13 protein-coding genes are annotated in these 16757 nt (G+C 67.5%); 2 read left to right on the top strand and 11 right to left on the bottom strand.

All coding sequences use genetic code 11. The features are described 5' to 3' along the window. Positions 1-160: 160 nt before the first annotated feature. From nrdF to dnaK, 11 genes are all read right to left on the bottom strand, one after another. Complete coding sequence (nrdF, locus tag CFLA_RS02265; RefSeq protein ID WP_013115699.1) at positions 161-1141, bottom strand: class 1b ribonucleoside-diphosphate reductase subunit beta; 981 nt, start codon at positions 1139-1141, stop codon at positions 161-163. Then, positions 1138-1932, bottom strand: coding sequence for an NUMOD3 domain-containing DNA-binding protein (locus CFLA_RS02260; RefSeq protein WP_013115698.1), 795 nt, complete (start codon positions 1930-1932; stop codon positions 1138-1140). Before CFLA_RS02260 ends, nrdF begins: the two co-directional genes overlap by 4 nt. A gap of 13 nt (positions 1933-1945) precedes the next feature. Further along, positions 1946-4105 carry a class 1b ribonucleoside-diphosphate reductase subunit alpha gene (nrdE, locus tag CFLA_RS02255; protein WP_013115697.1) on the bottom strand — a complete coding sequence of 720 codons (2160 nt, stop codon included), beginning with the start codon at positions 4103-4105 and terminating at the stop codon, positions 1946-1948. Beyond that, complete coding sequence (gene nrdI, locus CFLA_RS02250; protein WP_013115696.1) at positions 4063-4479, bottom strand: class Ib ribonucleoside-diphosphate reductase assembly flavoprotein NrdI; 417 nt, start codon at positions 4477-4479, stop codon at positions 4063-4065. The genes nrdE and nrdI overlap by 43 nt, the downstream gene beginning before the upstream one ends. A 211-nt stretch (positions 4480-4690) precedes the next feature. Continuing rightward, complete coding sequence (nrdH, locus tag CFLA_RS02245) at positions 4691-4936, bottom strand: glutaredoxin-like protein NrdH (RefSeq protein WP_013115695.1); 246 nt, start codon at positions 4934-4936, stop codon at positions 4691-4693. Positions 4937-5511: 575 nt separating this feature from the next. Beyond that, positions 5512-5745: a hypothetical protein gene (locus tag CFLA_RS02240; protein WP_013115694.1), complete on the bottom strand. Its 234-nt coding sequence runs from the start codon at positions 5743-5745 to the stop codon at positions 5512-5514. A 138-nt stretch (positions 5746-5883) separates the two neighbouring features. Beyond that, positions 5884-7734 carry an AAA family ATPase gene (locus CFLA_RS02235; RefSeq protein WP_013115693.1) on the bottom strand — a complete coding sequence of 617 codons (1851 nt, stop codon included), beginning with the start codon at positions 7732-7734 and terminating at the stop codon, positions 5884-5886. Between the two features lie 207 nt (positions 7735-7941). Beyond that, the gene (locus CFLA_RS02230) at positions 7942-8364 is read right to left on the bottom strand and encodes a heat shock protein transcriptional repressor HspR (RefSeq protein ID WP_013115692.1); all 423 of its coding nucleotides are present in this window, start codon (positions 8362-8364) and stop codon (positions 7942-7944) included. Between the two features lie 61 nt (positions 8365-8425). Further along, positions 8426-9403, bottom strand: coding sequence for a DnaJ C-terminal domain-containing protein (locus tag CFLA_RS02225; protein WP_013115691.1), 978 nt, complete (start codon positions 9401-9403; stop codon positions 8426-8428). A 127-nt stretch (positions 9404-9530) separates the two neighbouring features. Next, positions 9531-10160, bottom strand: a complete 630-nt coding sequence (locus tag CFLA_RS02220) for a nucleotide exchange factor GrpE (protein WP_013115690.1) — start codon at positions 10158-10160, stop codon at positions 9531-9533. Next, positions 10157-12013: a molecular chaperone DnaK gene (gene dnaK / locus CFLA_RS02215; RefSeq protein ID WP_013115689.1), complete on the bottom strand. Its 1857-nt coding sequence runs from the start codon at positions 12011-12013 to the stop codon at positions 10157-10159. The genes CFLA_RS02220 and dnaK overlap by 4 nt, the downstream gene beginning before the upstream one ends. A gap of 362 nt (positions 12014-12375) precedes the next feature. On the opposite strand from dnaK, the gene CFLA_RS02210 reads away from it, so the two are divergent. Continuing rightward, entirely contained in the window at positions 12376-13383 is a 1008-nt protein-coding gene (locus CFLA_RS02210) for an IS30 family transposase (protein WP_043598709.1), read from the top strand. Between the two features lie 689 nt (positions 13384-14072). Beyond that, positions 14073-16511: an ATP-dependent DNA helicase gene (locus tag CFLA_RS02205; protein ID WP_245530287.1), complete on the top strand. Its 2439-nt coding sequence runs from the start codon at positions 14073-14075 to the stop codon at positions 16509-16511. Positions 16512-16757: the final 246 nt, after the last annotated feature.

Here is a 16757-nt window from a genome sequence, read left to right as displayed (position 1 = left end):
GGGGCCACGGCACGCAGGCGCGCGCCGCTCCCGCTCATCCCAGGCTCGTCGCGTGCCATCTGCTCGTCATGGGCCGAAGGTCCCTGGTGCGGGACTCGGCACGACATGAGTGATTGCCGTCGCGTGTCGACGGCAACCACTCACGTCGCGTGCGGCGGGATCAGAAGTCCCAGTCGTCGTCCTCGGTGTTGACGGCCTTGCCGATGACGTACGACGAGCCCGACCCGGAGAAGAAGTCGTGGTTCTCGTCGGCGTTGGGGCTCAGCGCGGCGAGGATCGCCGGGTTGACGTCCGTCTCGTCGCGCGGGAACAGCGCCTCGTAGCCCAGGTTCATCAGGGCCTTGTTGGCGTTGTAGCGCAGGAACTTCTTGACGTCCTCGGTCAGGCCGAGCTCGTCGTAGAGGTCCTGCGTGTACTCCACCTCGTTGTCGTACAGCTCGAAGAGCAGGTTGAACGTGTAGTCCTTGAGCTCGGCGCGCTCGGCCTCGGACACCCGCTCCAGGCCCTTCTGGAACTTGTAGCCGATGTAGTAGCCGTGTACCGCCTCGTCGCGGATGATGAGGCGGATGAGGTCGGCCGTGTTGGTGAGCTTGGCGCGCGACGCCCAGTACATGGGCGCGTAGAAGCCCGAGTAGAAGAGGAACGACTCGAGCATCGTCGAGGCGACCTTGCGCTTGAGCGGGTCGTCACCGCGGTAGTAGTCGAGGACGATCTCGGCCTTGCGCTGCAGGTTCGGGTTCTCCTCCGACCAGCGGAAGGCCTCGTCGATCTCCTTGGTGGAGATCAGCGTGGAGAAGATCGAGGAGTACGACTTGGCGTGCACCGACTCCATGAACGCGATGTTCGTGTAGACGGCCTCCTCGTGCGGGGTCAGCGCGTCGGGGATGAGGCTGACCGCGCCGACCGTGCCCTGGATGGTGTCCAGCAGCGTCAGGCCCGTGAAGACGCGGGTCGTCATCGTCTTCTCGGCCTCGGTGAGGGTCGCCCAGGACTGGATGTCGTTGGAGACCGGCACCTTCTCCGGCAGCCAGAAGTTGCCGACCAGGCGGTCCCAGACCTCCAGGTCCTTCTCGTCCTGCAGCCGGTTCCAGTTGATCGCCGACACGCGGTCGACGAGCTTCAGCTTGCCCGTGGGGGTCATGGTCTCTCTTCTCTCTCCGCGACCGCCATCGCATCCTGCTGGCAGTACATGCAGGTGGGGCTCGTCCGCCCCTGGTTGGTGTGATACCGCGTGTGCGCGCTGCGCTTGCTCGACGGCATCGGACGCCCCTTGCGTGCAGCTGACATCTTCGCGCGCGTCTCGGCGCTCGCCGACTTCCCGAAGTTCGGGTTGAGCTCACCCATGCGCGCCTGCGAGAGCTGACGCCGCTGATCGTCGGTCATGAAGCGCCCGTACGCCGGATGATCCTCGCCGAACCGTCCGAAGTTCGGGTTGGCCGACCCCGCGTTCTGACCTCGACGCTGCTCCGACCACCGCGCGCGCTGCTCCGGCGAGTGCTCCCGTCCGAAGAACGGGTTCTCCTCGCCGAACCGTGACACACCACGGCGACCAGTGGATCGCAGCCGAGCTGCCTCCCGCTGCTCAGCGGTCCAGACGACGCCCTGGGGGCCAAGTCCACCGTCGGTGAGGTTGAGGAGGCGGTCGCCGGCAGCGCGTCGTTCGGCGATCCACCTCACTTCGGCATCGCCGAGGTCGTCCCGTGACGTACGGATCTCCTCGAGGACATCGATCACGACATCCGCATCGATCTCGCGACGCAGCCAGTCGTAGAACGGCGTCTTCCGCCCGGCACGTGCCTCGCCCTTGTGCCGCATCAGGCGCCGCCGCACGGTCATCTCGGTCAGTCCGATGTAGCGGTACTCGCTCGACGAGGCGAGCCGGACGCCGGAGACATAGCCCACGGCGTCCGACTCGGCAGGTTGCTGGATCATCGCCGAACAATCGTCACAGCATGCAGCTGACGCAATTTTCCACCTCAGTCCCCTGCAGCGCCATCTGCCGCAGGCGGATGTAGTAGATGGTCTTGATGCCCTTCTTCCACGCGTAGATCTGCGCCTTGTTGAGGTCGCGGGTCGTGGCGGTGTCCTTGAAGAAGAGGGTGAGCGACAGGCCCTGGTCGACGTGCTGCGTCGCCTCGGCGTACGTGTCGATGACCTTCTCGAAGCCGATCTCGTACGCGTCCTGGTAGTACTCCAGGTTGTCGTTCGTCATGAAGGGCGCCGGGTAGTAGACGCGCCCGATCTTGCCCTCCTTGCGGATCTCGATCTTCGACGCGATCGGGTGGATCGAGCTCGTCGAGTGGTTGATGTAGGAGATCGAGCCCGTCGGCGGCACCGCCTGCAGGTTCTGGTTGTACAGGCCGTGGACCCGCACCAGCTCTGCCAGCTCGCGCCAGTCGTCCTGCGTCGGGATGTGCACCCCGGCCTCGTCGAACAGCGCCTGGACCCGCGCCGTGCGCGGCTTCCACTCCTTCTCGACGTACTTGGTGAAGTACTCACCCGTCGCGTACGCCGACCTCTCGAAGCCGAAGAACGACGCCTTGCGCTCCTGCGCGAGCAGGTTCGACGCACGGATCGCGTGGTACGCGACCGTGTAGAAGTAGATGTTCGTGAAGTCCAGGCCCTCGTCGGAGCCGTAGAAGATCCGCTCGCGCGCCAGGTAGCCGTGCAGGTTCATCTGCCCGAGGCCGATGGCGTGCCCGCCGGCGTTGGCCCTCTTGATCGACGGCACCGACTCGATGTTCGTCTGGTCGGAGACGGCCGTCAGCGCACGGATCGCGGTCTCGACGGTCTTGCCCAGGTCCGGGGAGTCCATCGACAGCGCGATGTTCATCGAGCCGAGGTTGCAGGAGATGTCGCGGCCGACGTGGTCGTACGAGAGGTCCTCGTTGAAGGTCGACGGCGTCGAGACCTGCAGGATCTCCGAGCACAGGTTCGAGTGCGTGATCTTGCCCTCGATCGGGTTGGCGCGGTTCACCGTGTCCTCGAACATGACGTACGGGTAGCCGGACTCGAACTGGATCTCGGCGAGGGTCTGGAAGAACTCGCGCGCGTTGATCTTGGTCTTGCGGATCCGCTTGTCGTCGACCATCTCGTAGTACTTCTCGGTGACGTTCACGTCGGCGAACGGCACGCCGTACACGCGCTCGACGTCGTACGGCGAGAAGAGGTACATGGGCTCGTTCTTCTTCGCCAGCTCGAACGTGATGTCCGGGATGACGACGCCCAGCGAGAGGGTCTTGATGCGGATCTTCTCGTCCGCGTTCTCGCGCTTGGTGTCGAGGAAGCGGTAGATGTCCGGGTGGTGCGCGTGCAGGTACACGGCACCGGCGCCCTGGCGGGCACCGAGCTGGTTGGCGTACGAGAACGAGTCCTCGAGCAGCTTCATGACGGGGATGACGCCGGACGACTGGTTCTCGATGTGCTTGATCGGGGCGCCGTGCTCGCGGATGTTCGACAGCAGCAGCGCCACGCCGCCGCCGCGCTTCGACAGCTGCAGGGCGGAGTTGATGCCGCGCGCGATGGACTCCATGTTGTCCTCGATGCGCAGCAGGAAGCAGGACACGGGCTCGCCGCGCTGCGCCTTGCCGAGGTTGAGGAACGTCGGCGTCGCCGGCTGGAAGCGCCCCGAGACGATCTCGTCGACGAGGTTCATCGCGAAGTCCTGGTCGCCCTCGGCCAGCGCGAGCGCCACCATGCAGACCCGGTCCTCGAAGCGCTCGAGGTACCGCTTGCCGTCGAACGTCTTCAGCGTGTACGAGGTGTAGTACTTGAAGGCGCCGAGGAACGTCTGGAAGCGGAACTTCTTCGAGTACGCGTACTGGAACAGCGACTTGATGAACGCACGGTCGTACTGCGCGAGCACCGCCGGGTCGTAGTACTTGTTCTCGACCAGGTAGTCGAGCTTCTCGTCCAGGTCGTGGAAGAAGACCGTGTTCTGGTTGACGTGCTGCAGGAAGTACTCGCGCGCAGCCTGGCGGTCGGCGTCGAACTGGATCTTCCCGTCCGCGTCGTACAGGTTGAGCATCGCGTTGAGGGCGTGGTAGTCCAGCCCCGTCAGCTCTACGCGGGTATCTGCGACTGTCGCTGCCAAAATCTTCCCCATCCCTCGCGGACGCGGGTGACGTCCTCACTGGTTCCCATGAGCTCGAAGGCGTACAGGTACGGGACCTTGCACTTGGCGGCGATGATGTCGCCGGCGATGCAGTACGCCTCTCCGAAGTTGGTGTTGCCGGCCGCGATGACGCCGCGGATGAGCGCCCGGTTGCCCTCGTCGTTGAGGAACTTCACGACCTGGCGCGGCACCGCTCCGCCCTCGTTGCCCCCGCCGTAGGTGGGGACGAGGAGCACGTACGGCTCGGTGACGTGGAGGAACCCGTCCGCCGGGCGCAGCGGGATGCGATGCGCCGGCAGGCCGAGCTTCTGCACGAAGCGGTGGGTGTTGTCGGAGGTCGACGAGAAGTAGACGAGCTGTGCCACCGTCCGCTCCCTCCTCGCACTCCGCCGACCTGTCCACCTCCACCGGGTGCCGACTCGCCTCGGGCGCGCCGAGGACCGTCGACCTCCGGGTGCAGGTCGACCGGCACCCGAGGGCGCCGGCCGACCTGTTCTCGAGTGCCCGCCGGGCCGGCGCGGCTGCGCCGAGCGCCGACCCGGGGCGTGCGGAGGGCGGGCCGTGCGGCCCGCCGAGTCAGGCGACCTGCGTCGCCAGCTTGTCCGCGAGCGCCTTGATGCGGTCGGGGCGGTAGCCCGACCAGTGCTCCCCGCCGACCACGACGACCGGCGCCTGGAGGTGCCCGAGCGACATGACGTAGTCACGCGCGTCGGCGTCCTCCGAGATGTCGACCACCGTGTACTCGTGGCCGAGCTTGTCGAGGGCGCGGTACGTCGCAGTGCACTGCACGCAGGCCGGCTTGCTGTACACCGTGATGGTCATGTCGCTCCCCCGAGCTCGTGGTTCGTCCGTGGTCCGTGACGGCCGCGTCACCCGGGGGCCAGGGGTCCCGCGTGGTCCTCGGGAAGGGTCCCGGGGGTCCGCGTGACATCCGTGTAGTTCGGGGCGAGCCGTCTGCACAGACACTACACCTGGGGTCTGACAACGCAAGTCGCCACTAGGTGTTGTGTTACAGCCGTGTCGTTCTTCACCCTGTGGGCCGGCCGGCGCACCACCTGTGGACACCGGCACCACCCTCTGACGTGCACGGACGCGGGGGCGCCACACGACACGCCGTAGCCGCCCACACCGGTGTGCACAGGGTGCGAGCGGTCGTCCCCACGGTCGTCCACAGGGCGTTCGGGCGGGATGTCCGGTTCATCACGTCGGCACGTCGGCGCGTCTCATCGCGGCACGCCGGACGACCAGCCGAACGGGCGACGCTCTCACCCCGCCCCCTGCGGGACGAGGGCGCCCGGGCCCGGAGCTCGCCGCGGGTCGGGGACTCCTCCCGGGGTGCTCGGCCGGCGGACGGACGGGGTGCCGGGTGCGCGCCGTCGCGCACCCGGCACCTGTCGTCAGAAGGACGTGAGCGCGCGGCCGAGTGCCGCGACGACGACGAGACCGAGGACCGTCCAGGCGAGCATCGAGGCGGCGAGGTAGCCGACGTAGCGCGCCCGCTGGCGGGCGGTGCCCTCGAAGTAGGGGGCGGGCGCCCAGCGGATGGTCTCGTTGAGGTGGCGCAGACGCGTGCGCAGGGGAAGGGGGGCGGCGGCAGACGTCGGACGACGGTGCCAGGTCACGGCGGACACGAGAGGCGCTCCTTGTGAGTGCGAGGGGACGGGCGGTGCCGGGGTCTCCGGCTCCGCCATGGTCTCACGATGCGGACGCCGGCGTCAGGACCAACGGCCCGTTGTGGACCTTACATCGCCCTCGCGAGCGACCGCTGCTCAGGCGATCCTCAGGTGCTCGCCCTGCACCACCGGACGCACACCGTCAGGTCGCGTCGCGACCGCCTTCTCGAGCACGGCCGTGATCTCCTCACCCACCAGCTCGTGACGCTCCAGCAGGGCGTCGCGCAGCGCCTCCACGAGGTCCCGGTTGCTCGCCAGCAGCCGGCGGACCGTGGCCCGCGCCGCATCGAGCACGTCCTCGAGCTGTGCACGGGCCGCGGAGTCGCCGATCACCGCGGACACCAGGTCCCGGTCGGTCGCCGCGAACGACACCAACGACCCCGTCATGCCGGCCGCACCGACCATCTGCGCCGCCGTGCGCGTCGCCGCCGCGAGGTCGGACGCCGGGCCCGTCGTCGTCTGGCCGAAGAACAGCTCCTCGGCCACCCAGCCGCCCATCGCGATCTGCACCAGCGCCCGCAGGTCGTAGCTCGTGCGCGTGTAGACCTCCTCGCAGTCGCCGTGCGCCAGCAGGCCCAGCGCCGACCCGCGCTTGACGATCGTCAGCACCTCGAGCGTGCGGTTCGGCGCGACGAGCCACGCCGTCACCGCGTGCCCCGCCTCGTGCGTCGCGATGAGGGAACGTTCCGTCTGCGTGTAGGTCACCGGGTGTCCCAGCCCCACGAGCTCGGTGATCCGCGCCTGCTCGACGTCGATGAACCGCATCGCGTCGTCCCCGCGCCGCAGCGCGTTCACCAGCGCCTCGTCGAGCAGGTGCTCGACCATCACCGGCGTCCACCCGCTCGTCGCGGCGGCCACCCGGTCACGGACGGCAGGCTCGTCGAGCTCGGGGTGGTGGGACCGCCGCGCGAGGAAGTGGTCGACGAGGGCACGCCGTCCGTGCGCGTCCGGCGGGTTGAACGTGAGCCGCCGGTCGAAGCGGCCCGGGCGCAGGAGCGCCGGGTCGAGGTGGTCCGCGCGGTTGGTCGCGGCGATGAGGAGGATCGGCGCGCGCGTCGGGCGGCGCTGCGCGATCTGGCGGTGCGCGGGCAGCAGCAGGTTGATCGCCGCGACGAGGCGGTTGTAGAGGCGGTCGCCCCCGACGGGCTCGTCGAACGACTGCATCTGCACCAGCAGCTCGTTGACCACACCACCCGTGCCCTCGGAGATCATCGCGTTGCGGACGACGCCGGCACCCTCGCCCGCGAGCATCGCCGCCGGCGACGGCAGCCCCACGAACGCGGCGGTGGCGGCGCCCAGCATCCCGCCGCGGCGCAGCGCGATCGCGTCGATCTCCTCGATGAACCCGATCGCACCCCCCTCCGTGCGGGCGGCCGTGCGCAGCGCCTTGAAGTAGGAGCGGATCTTGCGGGCCGTCGCGCCGTAGTACATCGACTGGAAGCTCGTCGCCGACACGAAAAGGAACGGCACGCCCGCCTCCGCAGCCATCGCCTTGGCCGTGAGCGTCTTGCCCGTGCCCGGGGGGCCCTCGAAGAGGATGCCGCGGCGCGGCGTGCCACCCATCTTGTCCGCGAACCGGCGGTGCGTCTGGAACAGGTCGATGGAGCGGCGCACGTCGTCGACGATCGGGTCGATGCCCACGACGTCCCCGAGCGTCACGTCGACCTGCTCGGGACGGAAGGTCACGTGCGGCGAGCGCCCGGCACCCACCTGCGTGCCCAGCAGGAGCGCGATGAGCGCGACGAAGAACAGCACGGGCGCGATGATCAGCGGGTCGACGTCCGGCATGACGACCAGCGGGCGGCCCGTGATCGCCGCCCACACGACGTACGCCTCCGCCGCGAGCACGACGAGGCACAGCCGCACCACGCGCCGGCGGCGCACGCGCTCGCGGTCGATCGCGATGTCGTGCGAGGCCAGCGGGGAGCGTGCGGTGGCGTCGGTCACGGGCGGAACCCCTTCGTCAGGCGACGACCGCGCGGGAGCCCGGTGCCGCATCCGCGGTGGTCCCGCCATCGTCGTCCGGATTGTCCGAATCGGACAACCGCTCCCGCTCCCTGTCACCCGTCCGGCCCAGGCCGCTCCCCCACCTGCCACACTCACCGGGCGGTCGGGGTGGGCGCGTGGGGCGGGAGGTCGCCGGAGGAGGGGCGGTCATTCGCGGCGGGTGGGGCCCGACGTCAGCTGGCGGGGGACCCAGCGGGGGCGGGGGCGCGGGGCGTCCGCCAAGGGCGAGAGGCGGTCGGCGACGACGTTGCCCGTGGGGTCGGCGCGGAACACGCGACGGCGCGGGTCGACGAGCGTGCGCAGGAACTCGACCTGCCGGCGCATCGCCCGGACCTCCTCCTCGAGCTCGAGGATGCGCTTGATGCCCGCGAGGTTCACGCCGTCCTCGTGGGACAGGCGCTGCACCTCGCGCAGCACGTGGATGTCCCGCATGGAGTAGCGGCGGCCGCGGCCGCGCGTGCGGGCAGGGCGGACCAGGCCGAGGCGGTCGTACTGGCGCAGCGTCTGCGGGTGCATCCCCGCGAGCTGCGCGGCGACCGAGATCACGTAGACCTTCGCGTCCTCGTCCATCAGCCCTCCCGTCCTGGTCGCCTCCTGGAGCTCCTGCCCGTACGACGCCGTGCCGGCCGGCTCAGCGCCGCGCCTGCGCCATGAGGTCGGCGCGCACGTCCTCGCCCGACGTCGCGATGCCGAAGGCCTGCACGGCCTCCTTCGCGGCGGCGGACAGCCGCTGCGGGACGACGACCTGCACGGTGACGAGCAGGTCGCCGGTGCCCTTGGGCGTCACGACACCCTTGCCCTTGACGCGCAGGACGCGCCCCGACGGCGTGCCGGCGGGCACCTTGACGCGCACCGACGAGCCGTCGAGCGCCGGGACCTCGACGGTCGCGCCGAGCGCGGCCTCGTCGAACGCGACCGGGACCGTCACCCGCAGGTTGATGCCGTCGAGCGTGAACACCGGGTGCGGCTCGACCTGCACGGTGATGACGAGGTCACCTGCCGGGGCACCGGGGTCGCCGGGGCGGCCCTTGCCGCGCAGCCGGATCTTCTGGCCGTCGCGCACGCCCGCGGGGATGCGGGCGTTGACGGTGCGACCCTCGACGTTCAGCGAGATGGTCGAGCCCTCGACGGCGGTGCGGAACGGCAGCGTCGTCGTCGCCGTCAGGTCGGCGCCCGGCTGCGGGCCGCGCGCGAACCCGCCACCCCCACCGAACAGCCCGCCGAGGATGTCCTCGAACCCGGCCCCGCCCGCACCGCCCGTCGCGTAGCGCGTGCGACCGCCGGGCCCGTTGGCACCGCCGAACATGCCGCCGAAGACGTCCTCGAACCCGGCCGTGCCGCCGCCGCGGCCGCCCGCGGTGAAGCGGGCGCCGCCGGCCATGGCGCGCAGCTGGTCGTACTGCTGGCGCTGCTCGGCGTCCGAGAGGACCGCGTACGCCTCGCCGATGTCCTTGAAGCGCGCCTCCGCGGCCGCATCGCCCGGGTTCTGGTCGGGGTGCAGCTGGCGTGCGAGCTTGCGGTACGCCTTCTTGATGGTGGCGGCGTCGGCGTCCTTGGGGACGCCGAGCACGGCGTAGAAGTCCTTCTCGAGCCAGTCCTGGCCGGTCACGGCGCCTCCCTCCTGTCGGTCGTGCTGTGCGTGTCCGTCGTCGTGCTCCTGCGTCCGGGTGCCGCAGGGGCGGCGGCCGGTGCCGGCCGCCGCCCTGCGGCGTGCGTGGTGCTGATGATGCTGGTCGTCAGGCCTCCGGGTCCACGACCGCGACGCGCGCGGCCCGCAGGATCCGGCCCGGCGTGCGGTAGCCGGGCTGCAGGACCTTGTCGACGGTCGGCTCCGTGACGTCCGCGGAGTGCCCGTGCATGAGCGCCTCGTGGACCTCCGGGTCGAACGGCTCGCCCACCGTGCCGTACCGCTCGACGCCCAGGCGCTGGAGGGTGGACTCCAGCTTCTCGGCGATCGACGCGAACGGACCGGTGAGGTCGCCGTGCTGCCGGGCGAGCTCGATGTCGTCGAGGACGGGGATGAGCGCCTCGCCGACCGTCGCGATGCCGCGGTCGTGCGCGGCCAGGGCCTCGGCCTTGGACCGCTTCACGTACGCGTTGTACTGCTGCTCGAGGTTGTAGTGCGCCGCCTGGGCGCGCTGCACCTCCTCGAGCCGGTCGGCCGCGAGCTTCTCGGCCTCGGCGAGCGCGTCGGACGAGACCTCGTCCTCGACGCCCGCGACGGCCTCCGCCGCCTCGGCCAGCACGGCCTCCTCGGGCGTCGGCTCGCGCAGCTGCCCCGTCTCCGGGTCGATGCGGCGCTTGTCGGTGACGCGAGGGGTCTCCTCGGGCTCGGGGGTCCCTGCGGGAGGTCGCTCGTCGGTCACTTCTTGTCGTCCTCGTCGTCGACGATCTCGGCGTCGACGACGTCCTCGTCGGAGGACGACGCCGACGTGTCGGCCGCCGGGGCCTCGTCGCCAGGGGCCGGCTGCGACGCGTAGAGCGCCTCGCCGATCTTCTGGCTCGCGGTGAGCAGCGCCGAGTGCTTGGCCTTGACGGCCTCGATGTCGTCGCCCTCCAGCGCGGTCTTCAGCTCCGTGACGGCGCCGCCGACCTCGCCCTTGATGTCGTCCGAGAGCTTGTCGCCGTTGTCGGCCAGCAGCTTCTCGGTCTGGTAGACGAGCTGCTCCGCGGTGTTGCGGGTCTCGGCGTCCTCGCGGCGCTTCTTGTCCTCGGCGGCGTGCTCCTCGGCGTCCTTGACCATGCGGTCGATGTCCTCCTTGGGGAGGGCCGAGCCGCCGGTGATCGTCATCGACTGCTCCTTGCCCGTGCCGCGGTCCTTCGCGGACACGTGCACGATGCCGTTCGCGTCGATGTCGAACGTGACCTCGATCTGCGGCATGCCGCGCGGGGCCGGCGCGATGCCGGTGAGCTCGAACGTGCCGAGCGGCTTGTTGTCGCGGGCGAACTCACGCTCGCCCTGGAACACCTGGATGAGGACGGACGGCTGGTTGTCCTCGGCCGTGGAGAAGATCTCCGACCGCTTGGTGGGGATGGCGGTGTTGCGCTCGATGAGCTTGGTCATCACGCCGCCCTTGGTCTCGATGCCGAGCGACAGCGGCGTGACGTCGATGAGCAGGACGTCCTTGCGGTCACCCTTCATGACGCCGGCCTGCAGCGCGGCACCGACGGCGACGACCTCGTCCGGGTTGACGCCCTTGTTGGGCTCCTTGCCACCCGTGAGCTCGGTGACGACCTCGGACACGGCCGGCATGCGGGTCGAGCCGCCGACGAGGACCACGTGGTCGATGTCGTTCACGGAGATGCCCGCGTCGCGGATGACCTGGTGGAACGGTGCCTTCACGCGGTCGAGCAGCGACTGCGTCATCTGCTGGAACTGCGCGCGCGTCAGCTTGGTGTCGAGGTGGATGGGGCCGTTCTCGCTCATCGAGAGGTACTGCAGCGAGATGTTGGTGCTGGTCGCGGAGGACAGCTCCTTCTTGGCCTGCTCGGCGGCTTCGCGCAGACGCTGCAGCGCGATCTTGTCCTTGGACAGGTCGACGCCCGTGGTGTTCTTCACCTCGGAGACGAGGTGCGCGACGATCGCGGCGTCCCAGTCGTCACCGCCGAGGCGGTTGTCACCGGCGGTCGCGCGGACCTCGATGGTCGAGAAGCCGTCGTCGTCCTTGCCGACCTCCAGCAGGGACACGTCGAACGTGCCGCCACCCAGGTCGAAGACGAGGATGTTCTCGTCCTCCTTGCCCTTCTCCAGGCCGTAGGCCAGGGCGGCGGCGGTGGGCTCGTTGATGATGCGCAGGACGTTGAGGCCCGCGACGGTGCCCGCGTCCTTGGTCGCCTGGCGCTCCGCGTCGTTGAAGTACGCGGGGACCGTGATGACGGCGTCCGTGACGGGCTCGCCCAGGTACGCCTCGGCGTCACGCTTGAGCTTGCCGAGGATGCGGGCGCTGATCTCCTGCGGCGTGTACTTCTTGTCGTCGACCGTCGTGGTCCAGTCGGTGCCCATGTGGCGCTTGACGGACGAGATGGTGCGGTCGACGTTGGTGACGGCCTGGCGCTTGGCGACCTCGCCGACGAGGACCTCACCGGTCTTGGAGAACGCCACGACGGACGGGGTGGTGCGCGCGCCCTCCGCGTTCGCGATGACCGTGGGCTCGCCGCCCTCCAGGGTGGCGACGACGGAGTTCGTGGTGCCGAGGTCGATGCCGACTGCTCGTGCCATGTGTGTGCCTTCTTCCTGGGGCTGCGTCGGCCCCGTACGTGCGGTCACTGTGGACGTCTTGAGTCCGCCGGGCTCAAGTCTGCGACGGCTGGGGGCCGATCGCCAACTCTCGGTGGCGGAAGTTGAGTCTGATGGGCTCACCTCTGGCGGCGGCGGGTTTGTTCCCGACTGTCACCTACTCGTGCACCAGCCCCCACAGTCGTTCGCCTGCCCTCCGATGTGCAGCCGCCGCTGACGGCACTGCTGGATACCGCTCACACGGTGCGGCATCCGACCTCGGCAGCCGATCTCGCTCGGGTCTGGGGGCGGTGTCATAGCGTCGTAGCAACGGTCCAGGTCAGGGGGTTGCTCGGGTGCGGCGGATGGTGACGGTCGATGACAGGGTCGAGATCCTGGCGGGGCTACGCGCGAAGGAGTCGTTGCGCTCGATCGCGCGGCGGATCGGTCGGGACGCCTCGGTCGTCTCCCGGGAGGTCGCTCGGAACTCGTTGAAGACCCGCGGGTACCAGCTGGTCCATGCCGACAACACCGCCGCGGCCCGTCGCCGGCGTCCGCAGGTCGGCAAGATCGCCGCCGACGAGGTGTTGTCCGCGCGGGTCCTGGCGGACCTGAAGCACTCGCGCACACCCCGGCAGATCGCCGGACGCTTGCGCCGCGAGGCCGACGACGACACCGTGGGCCTGATGAACGGTTCGGTGCCCGCGCACGGCAAGGTCGTGTCCCACGAGGCGATCTACCGGTACATCTACGCCCTGCCCAAGGGTGAGCTCGCCCGGCACGGGATCATGCTGCGCACCAAGCGCACCCGCCGTCGTCCGCGTCGTGATCTGGGCGAACGTGGTGCCCCGATCGTGGGGATGACCAGCATCGAGGCCCGTCCGGACATCGCCGACCGGCGGGTGCCCGGGCACTGGGAAGGTGACCTGATCATCGGCGCGCACGGCAGGACCGCCGCGGCGACCCTGGTCGAGCGCACCACCCGGTTCACGGTCCTGCTCGCACTGCAGCACGGCAAGGACTCGACCGCGCTGGCCGACACCCTCATCGAGACCGTCACCGGACTGCCCGCGATGATGCGCCAGTCCCTGACCTGGGACCAGGGCACCGAGATGGCCCGCCACGGGCACCTGACCCTGGCCACCGACCTGCCGGTCTACTTCGCCCACCCCCGCTCACCATGGGAACGCGGCACGAACGAGAACACCAACGGTCTGATCCGCGAGTACCTGCCCAAGGGCACCACGATCCCCACCCACCAGCCCTACCTGACCTCGATCGCCGAAGAACTCAACGAACGACCCCGCGCAGCACTCGGGTTCCTCACACCCCGCGAAGCCTTCGAACGACTCCTCGTTGCTTCCACGGATTGACACCGCCGGGGACCCCTCGCAGCTAGGGCATCGTTCGCGATGGTCGACACCTCCCCCGGCGCACGCCGCATCGAACTGTGGGAACTTGACGGCACCAAGAGCCTCGACAGCGGTCCGCGAAGGGCCAAGACGTGACAGAGCTCGCGTACCGGACTACTGGGGCACAGACGCCGCCTGTCTCCGCCGGGCGCCGAACTGGCCGAGTCCCAGGGCGCCACTACTCCAGCACTTGCCCAAACGCTAAAATTGAACCCCGCCACGGTGCGCGACCTACTCGGCACCAGCGATCGCCGCCCCGCCCTCCGACTTACCCAATAGGCAAGACCGTAGAGAATTTCGAGACACACTACCCACTCGCTACTACAAGTGATCAGGATCGACGGATGGCCTCAATCGAGCAGCAAGTCCGCAATGCGGATGACGTCATCTGTCAAAACATCGCACATTCGTCAGGCGATCGCGGACTTCTGGCGCAGAATCTACTCTCGCAACTTCGCAATCTCGTCGAGGGCCTCACAGTCTGGGCCCACCTGGGCGACCCCTCTACCACTTTCCATTATGACCAGGTCGCCCCCGCAATCGCAGCCGCGAAAGCAACCGCGAAGTATCGCCTACTGAGTCGATTTCACAGCCTGCTACAGGCGAGTGCCTCTCATTACACCCTCGAGGCCGACCCTTCTGAGCGGTTAATGCTCAAGTACTACGAGTACCTGATACGGACTCGCGACCTGTCATCGAAGCAACTCGGCGTGCCAATCCTAGCCAACCTCGAGGATTTTCCGGTAGACCTCGACCCGTCTCTGCGCGAGTACCACACAAAGATCGCGGAACGCATCGACAGATCCTGGGCAACACCTCCGGCAGCGACGACACGACGTAGGTTCTACATCCACAGTTCGAGGCCGTTCTTTGTGAGCGGCCGCATCTACTATGAGTTGACGATCTCGCCTGCACATAACCGAACCAACAAGTTCGATCGAACGATCGCCTTTACAGACATCGATGTCACAGACAAGTATGCGTCTCACTTGGATCTCGCGGGCGATTCGATCAACGTCCTGGGAACAGAAATGCCGATCTTGATCGCCCGATCATGGGAGGTGTCGATCAGGCCATGCGAGTTCGACAACTTTTCCCGGCTCCTTGGCCGGGTGACCCGCGTATCAACAGGCCATTCCGAGTACCGGAACCTAATGCGATTCCTCACAGACTCGCGATCGAGCCTGCTCGATCTCATTGACATGCAGGAGCAGAACTATCAGCGAGTGCGCACCTGGACGCTCGAGCGATCATCTGCAGAGCCTCAGATTTTCCCGACGCTGGACGAGGCGCGCACGATCATCCAGAGTGGGCGCCCCGGGTCCCGCATCCTGAGGTACCTCATGCTTCGTATGCGAAATGAGGTCGTAAAGGCCCAGTACAATGCATCGCCCTGTGCTGGACTCTCTGGGCTGCGCCTCTCCTGGAGCTGTAAGCCGTTCGACACGATGCCGTTCTGCACCTCACCACGTAGACACAACGCCGCTTTCTCAGACCTCTCCGAAAGCCTCGATTGGTCGGCGCGTCGCCATGAGCTGCTCGCACGTCGCGTTAGGAGCAACGTTGAGCAGCACGGCTCGATCTATACGCCGGCAAAGGAACTTGAAGGCCTCGGCGATCTGGACGAGCTTATTCGTCGGCACAATGCCCTGCTGCCGCCAGGGACGGGGCATGCGGCCCGCAGGCTCCGACACGAGAACGGGCATGTGTTCATCATCGGGTACGAGGATGACACTGTCTCGATCATTGAAAAGCTACGCGAGCTTGTGGGCGACGGAGCCGAAGACTACACACGCGATGTGCAGGACTGGTTGAGCAGGAATCCGAGTGCGATCGACGACCCCGCCAAGGAGGGAGTCCTCGAAAATCTGTTTGCCAGCTCGAACGTCGCTCTAATCTCAGGAGCCGCTGGCACTGGCAAGTCCACGCTAATCCACCACATTGCGAACTACTTCGCCGACAGCAGTAAGTTGTTCCTTGCGCACACCAACCCGGCGGTCGACAACCTGAAGCGACGCGTGAGCGCACCGAACTCTGAGTACAGCACGATCGCGCGGCACGTCAATCGAAGCGGCGACTTTGGCTCACGATATGACCTGGTCATCATCGATGAATGCAGCACCGTGGACAACGCTAGCGTTCTCGAGGTGCTTACAGCCACGTCGTTCGACCATCTGGTGCTTGTTGGAGACGTATACCAGATCGAGTCAATTCAGTTTGGGAACTGGTTCAGCCTTGCCCGGTCGTACATACCTCAGGAGTCTGTCTTCGAACTAACGAAGCCGTTTCGAACGAACGACCGTGCCCTGTTGACCCTTTGGGACCGCGTCCGCAATCTCGACGATCGGATCGAAGAGTCCCTCGCCCAGAACGGCTTCTCGACCGTCCTTGGTGAGACACTCTTTCAGAGGCAGAGCACAGATGAGGTCATTCTCTGCCTGAACTACGATGGACTGTACGGGATCAACAACGTCAATCGTTTCCTCCAGGCAAGCAATCCGAATCGCCCTGTGCAGTGGGATGCAGCGACCTACAAGGTGAACGACCCTATCCTCTTCAACGAGACAGATCGATTCCGCCCGGTCATCTTCAATAACATGAAAGGGACGATCGTCGGGATCGAGCGCGGACCTGGAAGGATCACTTTCGATGTGTCTCTTGAGCATGAGGTGACAGCGGATGAAGTCTCTTGGACCGGCTTGCGGCACCTAGGTGGCTCAGTCGTCCAGTTCGACGTTTTTGATCGCGGCGACAGCGACGACGACGACGACTCCCAAAATACGCTGGTGCCCTTTCAAATCGCTTACGCAGTTTCTATACACAAGGCACAGGGTCTCGAGTACGACTCCGTGAAGGTCGTGATCACCGACGCTAACGAGGAGCGTATTTCGCATAGCATCTTCTACACTGCGATCACGCGTGCGCGAAGGCTCTTAAAGGTGTTCTGGACGCCTGAGACGCAGCACCGAGTCCTGAGTCGCCTGGCCATACGCGAAAACGTGAAGGACGAGAGCCTTCTCAAGGCACGACGTGGGCTCACGCCGACCGGACGACGACCGAGGCTGTCCAAGGAACGTCCGCCCCTGTAGGCGGGGCGGGTGGTGAGGGATCTCACCGGCGGCAGCCGGTTTCGCACCAGGCTGTCTCGGCTCGCTGACTTGTCGGGGCCACGTCTAGGACTGCCTCCGGTTCGGTTGACTTCTGACCTGCGTGACCTGCGTGGAGGGTGATGTCGGCGGCTGAGAGTCGGCGAAGTCGCCGACACGCCAGCCGTGTCCGGCACCGATGGCCGACTGACCACCGCTGCCCCACGAGCGCCTCCTCGCAGGCTCGCT

Origin of the sequence: Cellulomonas flavigena DSM 20109 (genome assembly GCF_000092865.1) — a bacterium.
GTDB lineage: Bacteria > Actinomycetota > Actinomycetes > Actinomycetales > Cellulomonadaceae > Cellulomonas > Cellulomonas flavigena.
Note: the sequence above shows the minus strand (reverse complement) of the source record. Positions and strands in the feature narration are given on the sequence as shown.

Bases quoted from the DNA above. Each gene is read 5' to 3' on its own strand.
- nrdF (WP_013115699.1), bottom strand. From the start codon at position 1,141: ATGACCCCCACGGGCAAGCTGAAGCTCGTCGACCGCGTGTCGGCGATC.
- CFLA_RS02260 (WP_013115698.1), bottom strand. From the start codon at position 1,932: ATGATCCAGCAACCTGCCGAGTCGGACGCCGTGGGCTATGTCTCCGGC.
- nrdE (WP_013115697.1), bottom strand. From the start codon at position 4,105: ATGGGGAAGATTTTGGCAGCGACAGTCGCAGATACCCGCGTAGAGCTG.
- nrdH (WP_013115695.1), bottom strand. From the start codon at position 4,936: ATGACCATCACGGTGTACAGCAAGCCGGCCTGCGTGCAGTGCACTGCG.
- CFLA_RS02230 (WP_013115692.1), bottom strand. From the start codon at position 8,364: ATGGACGAGGACGCGAAGGTCTACGTGATCTCGGTCGCCGCGCAGCTC.
- dnaK (WP_013115689.1), bottom strand. From the start codon at position 12,013: ATGGCACGAGCAGTCGGCATCGACCTCGGCACCACGAACTCCGTCGTC.
- CFLA_RS02210 (WP_043598709.1), top strand. From the start codon at position 12,376: ATGGTGACGGTCGATGACAGGGTCGAGATCCTGGCGGGGCTACGCGCG.
- CFLA_RS02205 (WP_245530287.1), top strand. From the start codon at position 14,073: ATGCTCAAGTACTACGAGTACCTGATACGGACTCGCGACCTGTCATCG.